This is a genomic window from Hyalangium versicolor (assembly GCF_020103695.1).
GTDB lineage: Bacteria > Myxococcota > Myxococcia > Myxococcales > Myxococcaceae > Hyalangium > Hyalangium versicolor.
Genome location: NZ_JAHXBF010000038.1, coordinates 51853 through 60997 on the forward strand (window position 1 = coordinate 51853; position 9145 = coordinate 60997).

Below are 9145 nucleotides of genomic sequence, written 5' to 3' on the forward strand. Positions count from 1 at the left end.
AGACCGCCACGCCACGCGTGGAACTCTCACCTGACGCCTCTTGAGGACGTACCGCTCCCTCGGACGACACCCCGGCATGTGGACTGCACTAGCGGCCGGCGGCTGTCACCCTCTCACCCAGGAGCACCCTCATGAAAGCCCAACACTTCCTCATCGCCGCCATTCTCGTGGTGGCCACGGGCGGCACCGCCCACGCCAATCGCAAGATCGACGCGTTCACCGATCCCGTCCCCCCCCAGACGCTCCCCGGTACCTCCATCACGTCCGAGCTGTTGTGGGTGGGGACATTGAGCGGAGTCTCGAAAACCGAAGACAAGGTGTCCCAGTCCGGTCTGTCGGGTGTCATGGGGGAGAAGCGCACCGCCGCCTTGATCGCCACCACCCCGTCCAACCTAGTGACCACGAGTATTTTCGACGGCAGCCTCTCCTACGCCGCGGGGACCGGAAAGTCGGGGAGGCTCGTGCTCGAGTACGGCGGGACCACTCAACTCAACAAGAACCTCTCCTCGGAGCTGGCGTTCGAACTGGAGATCAACGGCGACATGGACGACAGTGCCTCGCCTCGCCCGGTCCTGCTCACCGTGCGCGTGGGGAGTAATGGCCTGACGCGCTATGGCACGGCGCAGGTTTCCCTCGCCAGGGATGGCGTGTATCAGATTCCCTTCTCGCGGTTCAGCGGCGTCGACTTCACCGACGTGGATTACATCTCCTTCGACTTCGACGCCTCCGCGGTGAGTTCCATCGACTATACGCTCATCGGTGGGCTGCGCACGGCCGACTGCCTGCAGACAGGTACCGTGGTCGCGGACATCGTTGTCGATGATTTCATCGCGAAGCTGCCGCAGAGCTATCTGCCCGGCAATGGCATGGCCGACCTCATGTGGGCCGGCACGTTCAACAATACCCAGAAGGCCAGCGCTCAGGAGACTCAGACCAACCTTCTGGGAACGCTGGGCGGGCAGCGCAAGACGCTCATGGCGGCGTCGGACGTGACCAACTTCCTCACCACCAGCATCGCGAATCACGAGCTCTCATACGCTACCGGATCTGCGACTTCGGGCCGGCTCACCCTGCAATACGGGGCGACGGGGGACCTGAACGCGAACCTGAGCCGGGCTCGCGCGTTCGAACTGGAGATCAATGGAGACCTGGACGACAGCAGCCCGATTCGCCCCGTGCTCCTGACCACCACCGTGAGGAGCAATTCCGTGATCGCCTCCTACACCACGACCCTGCTCCAGGACGGCAGGTACTACGTCGAGTTCTCCCGCTTTCCTGGGGTGAACTTCGCGGATGTGGATTTCGTCGAGTTCTACTTCAATGCCAGCCAGGTGCAGGCCATCGACTTCCGCTTGCAGGGAGGGCTGCGCGCCTCCGCCTGCATCCGGTGAGCGAGGGGGCGCTTTCCTGCCAGCACCGCCCCGCCCCGTGCTCGACATCGAGGCCGACGCCGCGGGAGAGGCTACAGCCTCTCCCGCTTCGAGAGCTGGCGACGCTCACCAGGGATACGGACGGAGACGCAGCTCGCGGGTCCCCGAGTACCCGTAATCATGGTCGAGGACGAAGTAGTACGTGTGCCCCTCGACGGCGTCGAAGACGGGGCTCGCCGAGCAGGCGACAGGGTCGCACGACTCGCCCAGGAACCTCATCGCGTTCGAGTCGGTGTAGTACTTCCCACTGGCGGGCGCCGTGAAGGAGTACACGGAGTCCACGGTGGACTCGCTCGAGCTGCCGCACGTGCCGCCATAGGGGTTCGCGCTCCCGGGGCCGTAGTCGTTCGTCATCCCCACGTTCGAGGTGGCCACCGCGGGCATGGCCTCGGACGCCAGGGTGAGGGGACGCGCGGTCGCGCAGGTGTCGTTGGGAGCGCCCATGTGCCCATACAGGTTGAAGGCTCCATCCCGGTCGTTGCTGTCGACCCAGAGGTAGTACGTCCCCGGATCCAGCCGGGCGGCCGCGATCCCCACGTTGTGACGGGCCTCATTCGGGGCGAGCTGAACGCAGACGAGCTCATCCGCCCGGGTGTTGAGCGCGCAGGCTCTGCGCAGAGACACGACGGGGAGCATGTCACTGTCAACGGTCGGCTCCACCACGAACGACACCTGCTGCGGAGGGCCGGACGGAACCGTGAAGCTGTAGACGATGTCCCCACCATAGTCGACGTAGTTTCCGCACGTCGGCCTTCCCACGCTCGAGGTGCTGTCGCCGGCATACGAGTTGTCTCCTCGCAAGAACACGTCCCCCGCGGCATTGAACGTCAGCGGCTCGGCCCTGTTGCAAGAGGTGTTGCGCGAAGGCTTGCTGAGGGTGACCTTCAGCTCGTAGGGGCCGGCGTCCTTGGCCGTCAAGCCATCGACCCAGATGACATAGGTCCCTGGTTCCTGCCGGGTGAAGCGCCTCAAGATCTTCCCGCCCGCGTAGGTCGCGAGGGTGCACCTGTCCTCCACCTCATACGCGGAGCAGTCTCGCTCACGCAGGGAGAAGACCGGCTTCCAGAGCGGAGCGGGCTCGGAGGGCGTCAGCTCGATGAGGACATCCTGCTCCTCCTCGATCGTATAGGCATAGGCCACGTCACCAGCGCCCAGCGGGGTGGAGTCGCCGCACCCTCGCGGGTTGTCATTCAACGCGGTGCGCGTGTCGCCCACGGCCCGGGCGACGCCGTAGCTGAAGACGAGCGGCTGCGCCGTCTGGCACGACTCGTTCACCGGCGGCAGCACGGGCGGGTTCTGCTGGACCTCGAGCAGGAAGCGCCCGAAGGACGTAGGCCCGCTCCAGTTCTTGTAGACGCCTCCATCCACCCAGAGCGAGTACTCGCCCGCCGGCAGGTTCGGCACGAAGAGGCTCACGGGCCCCGAGCCATCGGCGTCGGTGGTGTTGCAGGCCAGCTCGGTCGCGGCCACCGGGCTCGCACAGTCCCCGGCCTTTCGCAGGTAGACGACCGGCGCCAGCCGGGCATCCGTCGGCGTGACGAACACCTCGAGGCTCCGAGGCTCCGTCAAAGTCAGGTGATAGACCACGTCGTTACCGGAGGCCTTGGCGGAGGGCGAGCAGGTGGGGGACGCATCCCCCGCGGCGTTGCTGTTTCCTCCCAGTGTGGTGTCTCCCCAGGTGTGGGCCACGCCCGCGCTGTCGAAGACGAGCGTCTGCGCCGTGGCGCACGTGTCGTTGGCGGGGGGCACAGGGCTCGTGGTGTTGTAGGAGCCCGTCAGGGTGACGCCCGAGTAGGAGCCCGTCCCATCGAGCTGCACGAAGTAGGTGCCTGCCTCGGGCAGCGCGATGTTGCAGGTCTCGCTGTGGGTGCTGCCCTTGGACTCGCAGACGGTCGCGCTGGAGGTGGAGCCGAACCTCACGTACAGATCGCTGTTCCCCGTACTCCCCGTCTCCGCGCTCGTGACGAACCGGAGGTTGGTGGCACCCGCGGGCACCTGCAGGGTGTAGGCCACCGAGTCGCCCAGCCCGTTGATGTGGGTCATCGGGATGCCATTGGAGAGCGGGATGGAGGGGATGTACGTGCCCGTGAGGCTGACGCCCGAGAACCCCGTGGTCGTCTGCAGGCGCACGTACCAGATCCCTGCCTGCGCCGGAGGGGTGCAGTAGGAAGTGGACTTGCAGTCATAGGTGGTGCCATCCGGTGCGGAGCCATGCCTCACGTACAGGGAGGAGCTCCCCGAGACACCGGAGGTGCTGAACGTGAGCGAGGTGGCATCCGCGGGCACCTCCAAGGTGTAGAGGCAGGACCACGTGTCGGCGCTCCCGGAGAGGCCGCGCACCGGCACGTTGTTCGACAGCTCCTGGGTGCAGTTGCTGGAGCTGTACGAGCCCGTCAGGCTGACGCCCGAGAAGGCGCTGGCGCCATACAGCCGCACGTACCAGGTGCCCGCCCGTGCCACGGGGACGGTGCAGGCCTCGCTTGTGGTGGCCCCCGAGGACTTGCAGTCGAACGCGTTGCCGTCCGGTGCGGAGCCGTACCGCACGTACATCGAGGCATTGCCCACGCCGCCGGTCGTGGTGAACTTGAGGTTGCTGGCCCCTGCGGGCACGTCCAGGGCGTAGGTGCAGGACCAGGAGTCAGCCCCCGCGAAGAGCTGGCTCACCGGCGAGCCGTTGGGCAGGGCCACGTTGCAGTCCATGGCAGTGTACGCACCGGTCAGGTTGACCCCCGAGAAGGCGCTCGTGCCATACACCCGCACGTACCAGGTGCCGCCTTGCGCCGCCGGGATGCTGCACGTCTCGCTCGTGGTGGTGCCCGAGGACTTGCAGTCATAGGTGGTGCTGTCTGGCGCGGAGCCACGCCGCACGTACAGGTCGCCGTTGCCCGAGCCGCCGCTCGTGAAGAACCGCAGGTTGCCCGCGCCCTCCGGCACCTCCAGGGCGTAGGTGCAGGACCAGCCCGCCGTCGACGCGCCGAGGGGGCCCGCCGCTGTGCCGCTGGAGAGCGGGAGGACTCCGGTGCAGGTCGGGGGGCTGCCCGCCGTGTACGAGCCCTTCAGGCTGACGCCCGTGTACGGGGTGGGCCCATACACCCGCGCGTACCAGGTGCCCGCCCGCGCCACGGGGAGGGTGCAGGTCTCGCTGGTGGAGGTGCCCGTCGACTTGCAGTCATACGAGGTGTCCGTCGGCGCGGAGCCGAACTTCACGTACAGGTTCGCGTCCCCCGAGCCCCCGCTCGTCACGAACTGGAGGTTGCTGGCGCCGGGCGGCACCTCCAGCGTGTAGAGGGGAGACCAGGAGCCCGCCCACGTCGTGGCCAGCCCCGTCACGGCCGTGCCATTGGGGAGGACCGTGGAGGTGTACGAGCCCGTCAGGCTGACGCCCGAGAACGAGGTGTAGCCCAGCATTCGCACGTGGTAGGTGCCTGGCTGCGCGACGTTGATGGTGCATGTCTCGGCGGAGCTGGTCGTCGAGGCCTTGCAGTCATACGAGGCATCCGTCGGCGCGGAGCCGAACTTCACATACAGGTCGCCGTCCCCCGAGCCGCCGCTCGTGACGAACTTGAGGTTCGTGGCCCCCGCGGGCACGTCCAGGGTGTAGAGGCAGGACCAGGTCGATGCGGACGCGCTCACGCTGCTCGCCACGGTGTTGTTGGACAGAGGCAGCACGCTGCTGCAGGGCAACGGGCCGACGGCGCTGTACGAGCCCGTCAGGCTGACGCCCGAGAAGGCCGCGGGGCCATAGACCCGCGCGTACCAGGTGCCCGTCTGGGCGGTCGTCGGGGCGCAGGTCTCGCTGGTGGTGTCGCCAGCGGACTTGCAGTCATAGGAGGTGTCGGTCGGGACCAGGCCCCGCTTGACGTACAGGTCGCCGTTCCCCACGCCGCCGCTCGTGACGAACCGGAGGTTGCTGGCGCCCGGCGGCACCTCCAGGGCGTAGACGCAGGACCAATCATTGGCCTGCGCGCTGACGTTACCCTCGGCCGTGCCGTTGGCGAGCGCGTTGGTGCCAGTGCAGCCCATGGGCTTGCCGAGCCCGTACGAACTGGTCAGGCTCACGCCCGAGTAGGCGGCGGGGCCCATGAGCCGCACGTAGTACGTGCCGCCCTGCGCCAACGGGATGGTGCAGGTCTCGGCGCTGGTGGTGCCCGAGGACTTGCAGTCATATGTGTCCTGGGTCGGCGCCTCGCCGAACCTCACGTAGAGGTCCGCATTCCCCGTGCCCCCGCTCGTGATGAACTGGAGGTTCGTCGCTCTCGCCGGCACCTGCAGGGCATAGGTGCAGGACCAGCGGTTGGCCGGCGCGTTGAGGTTGCCCACGGCGGTGCCTGGAGTCAGCGAGCTGACGGTGGTGCACTCTTCGAAGTACGAGCCCGTCAGGCTGACGCCCGAGGCGCTGTTCGTCCCGTATGTCCGCACATAGTATGTGCCCGCCTGCGGCGTCGGGATGACACAGCTGTCGGCGTTGCTCAGGCTCGCCGACCTGCAGCTATAGGAACTGAGGGTGGGCTCGGAGCCATACTTCACGTACAGGTCGCCGTTTCCCGATCCCCCGCTCGTGGTGAACTTGATGTCGGTGGCGCCCGCCGGCACCTCCAGCGCGTAGATGCAGCCCCAGGCCCCGGACGCCACGCTGGGGTAGCTCACGGGCGTCCCTTGGGTCAGAGCGGTGACGTAGTCGCAGTTGCTGGGTTTCTGGTACGAGCCCGTCAGGGTGACCCCCGAGAACTGGGTTCTTCCCTGCAGCCGCACGTACCAGGTGCCTGACACGGGGCTCGGAAGGGTACAGCTCTCGTTGCTGTTGCCCCCGGTCTGGCCGCGACAGTCATAGGTGGTGCTCGTCGGCTCGGCATTGAACTTCACGTACAGGTCCGCGTCCCCCGTACCCCCGCTCGTGATGAATTTGAGGTTGACGGCTCCAATGGGCACCTGCAGCGCGTAGAGGCAGGACCAGCCCTGCGTCGCCGCACCGAGCCCCGTCACGGGCGTGCTGGCGCTGAGCGGGACGGTGTCGGTGCAGTCCCCGGCGAGCGCTTGAATGAGGTGTTGAGGCGCCTCTGCTGATGGCACCTCTGGCCGGGGCTCGGCCTGGGCCTGCGTGCCGCTGGGGGGCTCACTTCCACATGCGACCAGGGCACAGAGCAACGACACTGCTTGGAAAAAAGTCTTTGCAATCGGTTTCAACGATGTTCTCCCTCATGGTGAGATTGCAGTTGCTCCAGGCATCACATCGCGCCCACCCACAGCTCGGGCAACCCTGTGAGGGCATCGCGAACGTCGATACGCAAATGTGTATTTAGCCGTGAGGCCTGACATCAAGGCTCCGCCCGCTCGCGAAGTCACGAGATAGGGGAAATCCCCAAGGTCAACCCTCGAGGCTCTCGTCACCGCTGCACGTGGAGCTCGCGAGCGTCAGCGCGGCGCTGTGCTCCGGGTCCGGTGAGGCCTGCCAATGGCTTCATGATGCTCTTGGCAAGGGAAGCATTGTTGGTGGACGTCCGGCGCCGCGCCGCCTCTGATGCCAGCCTGCGGCTACGGTGAGTTCTCGTCGCTTCAGATGTCCACGAACGTTTGACCGATGCCGTCTACGACTCGGTCCCGCCAGCCCCCGGTCCCACAAGCGGAAGCGTGACCTTGAAAGTGGAGCCTTGTCCCGGCTTTGACTTCACCTCCACCCCAATCCACCGCACCAGGCGCAGTCCCTACTACCGAAATGGCCCCTGCCAGAGCAGGGCTCGCAGTCTCTGGCGCCGTCGGGCCTCCGGGGAAGCATCTCCGCCAGCTCGGGATACTTCTTGCTCCCGACCCGGAGGGCCTGGGCCCGCCAGGCATTGGCGTCCAGGGGTTCCACCTCTTCAGGTGGGTTCCAGCGCTGGTTGCTGTGAAAGAAGAGCCACTCACCCGTGGGCTTGAGCGCGATGCACCCACCGATGTCCGCATAGAGCGGTAGCGCCCCATAGTGGATGGCGATGCTCCGGTAGTCTTCCCCGAGTGGGCCTGTGTCCGTGGAATCCCGAAGTTCGGACACTCTCTGCTCGATGAGCGGTGCCAGACGGGAGGGAAGGGTAATCATCATCGGATACCTCCATCCTACCAGGCGCGGGCTTGTCGTTCGACTTGGACGTGTTGGCCTGCGAGCGGTGCGGAGGCAGGCTTAAGGGTGTTGGCGTACGTAAAGTAGGCGGGAGGGGAGAGCGCGATTCGAGCACGATGATCTACGGCTTGAGCCTGCTCAGCGGTCGGGCGAGCCCGCGAAGAAGGGCTGAGCGTCCCCCAAGCTTGGGCATCGAAGCCGATGGAGGTGAGGGAGGACGCGTGAGCCGTCATGGTAGGCTCGCTTTGTTATCGGAGGCCGCGCCAGCGGCGGGGTTTCAGTCTCGGCAAGGTGTGGATCATGGCTGCTCGAGTGGTGCTCATCGGCAAGGACAGCGACCGCCTCTTCGCGCTGGGCCGGGCGTTCACGGAGCTGGGGGCCGGCAAGGTGAGCTACGTGGAGTCGCCGCTCCACGCCACCTCGCAGCTGACTGCTGACGAGGATCCGATCGCCTTCCTCTTGATGCCAGGCACGCGCCAGCTGGTCCTCCAACGGTTGCTGCTGGAGCACCAGCGCCAGTCCTCCAGGGCGCGTTTGTTCATGCTCGTCTCCGGCACGCCCGACGTTCCCTCGGGAGTCACTCCGATCGAGGACGTGCCCGAGGTCCAGAGCATCGCCGAGCGGCTCTGGCGAGAGCTGCGGCTGGCCCTCCCTCGCTTCGATCAGGGCACGCTGGTGTCCTCGTTCTGGAGATGTACGGTCTCTCGGGCCTGGGACCGGCAGCGCGCGCGGACTGTACTGCTCGCTCGCCTGCCCATGCTCGAGGGAGGCCAGGACGGGGAACTGGTAGCCGACTGGCTGGAGGAGGTACGGCGGGCCCAGGCCGTCCAGCACCGCAACCTGCCCCCACTGCTCGAGGCGGGCCACCTGGAGGATGAATGCTTCCAGCTCTGGGAGGACCTGACAGGCGTGCCGCTCAAGGATCGCATCTACCCCAGGTTCATGAAGGGCCTGCGGCCCCTGAGCGTCGAGTCCTGCATCTGGGTGGCCACACAGGTGACGGAAGCGCTGGCGGAGATCCACCGAGCGGGCCTGCGCCACTACCTGCTCGATCCGGCCACGGTCTGGGTGCTGCCAGACGGAGGCGTGCGGCTGATGTACCTGGGCTTCGGCCGCGAGGCCATTCAGACACGGCGGTCGATCGGCGGCTACGTCAGCTCCGTCGTCCCATCCATGGCGGACATGGCGCCCGAAGAACTGGACCCCTCCCACCCGCGCAGCGATGCGCGCACGGACGTGTACCGGCTCGGGTTGCTGCTCTACGAGATGCTCTTCAAGCACCACCCCTTCTATCAACGGAACGATCCCCTGGCCGAGATGAAGGCCATCCGCGAGAAGGTCCTCGAGCCGCCGATGGAGAGCCGGCCGGAGATGCCAGCGGGCCTGGTGTCGCTCATGCTGCGGATGCTGGAGAAGAATCCGGACCGGCGCCCGGCGAACGCCGCGGAAGCACTGGAGGCCCTCAAACCCTTGCGCGCTCGCAGCGCCCTCTTCCGCGCGCCTGAGGAGCTGGGCCAGTGGAGCCAGGAGTTCCTGCGCACACGAGGCGGCGAGGACTCAGCAGGAGGAGGCGGCAGCGGAGAGAGTGGCGCCTGAGGCAGCGGCGAGGCAGCAACTGAAG

Annotated in this window: 4 protein-coding genes; 2 read left to right on the forward strand and 2 right to left on the reverse strand. The window is 66.7% G+C overall.

What is annotated here, in order from left to right:
* The first annotated feature begins 131 nt into the window (after nucleotides 1-131).
* The gene (locus KY501_RS47160; RefSeq protein ID WP_224371698.1) at nucleotides 132-1391 is read left to right on the forward strand and encodes a hypothetical protein; all 1260 of its coding nucleotides are present in this window, start codon (nucleotides 132-134) and stop codon (nucleotides 1389-1391) included.
* 105 nt (nucleotides 1392-1496) lie between these two features.
* Here the strand turns inward: KY501_RS47160 and KY501_RS47165 are convergent, their stop codons facing one another.
* Together KY501_RS47165 and KY501_RS47170 are read right to left on the reverse strand one after the other, a co-directional pair.
* Nucleotides 1497-6614, reverse strand: a complete 5118-nt coding sequence (locus KY501_RS47165; RefSeq protein WP_224371700.1) for a PPC domain-containing protein — start codon at nucleotides 6612-6614, stop codon at nucleotides 1497-1499.
* Nucleotides 6615-7095: 481 nt separating this feature from the next.
* The gene (locus KY501_RS47170) at nucleotides 7096-7506 is read right to left on the reverse strand and encodes a hypothetical protein (RefSeq protein WP_224371702.1); all 411 of its coding nucleotides are present in this window, start codon (nucleotides 7504-7506) and stop codon (nucleotides 7096-7098) included.
* Between the two features lie 318 nt (nucleotides 7507-7824).
* Between KY501_RS47170 and KY501_RS47175 the strand changes: the two genes are divergently transcribed.
* The gene (locus KY501_RS47175; RefSeq protein ID WP_224371704.1) at nucleotides 7825-9120 is read left to right on the forward strand and encodes a protein kinase domain-containing protein; all 1296 of its coding nucleotides are present in this window, start codon (nucleotides 7825-7827) and stop codon (nucleotides 9118-9120) included.
* Nucleotides 9121-9145 lie beyond the last annotated feature (25 nt).

Bases quoted from the DNA above. Each gene is read 5' to 3' on its own strand.
- KY501_RS47160 (WP_224371698.1), top strand. From the start codon at position 132: ATGAAAGCCCAACACTTCCTCATCGCCGCCATTCTCGTGGTGGCCACG.
- KY501_RS47170 (WP_224371702.1), bottom strand. From the start codon at position 7,506: ATGATGATTACCCTTCCCTCCCGTCTGGCACCGCTCATCGAGCAGAGA.
- KY501_RS47175 (WP_224371704.1), top strand. From the start codon at position 7,825: ATGGCTGCTCGAGTGGTGCTCATCGGCAAGGACAGCGACCGCCTCTTC.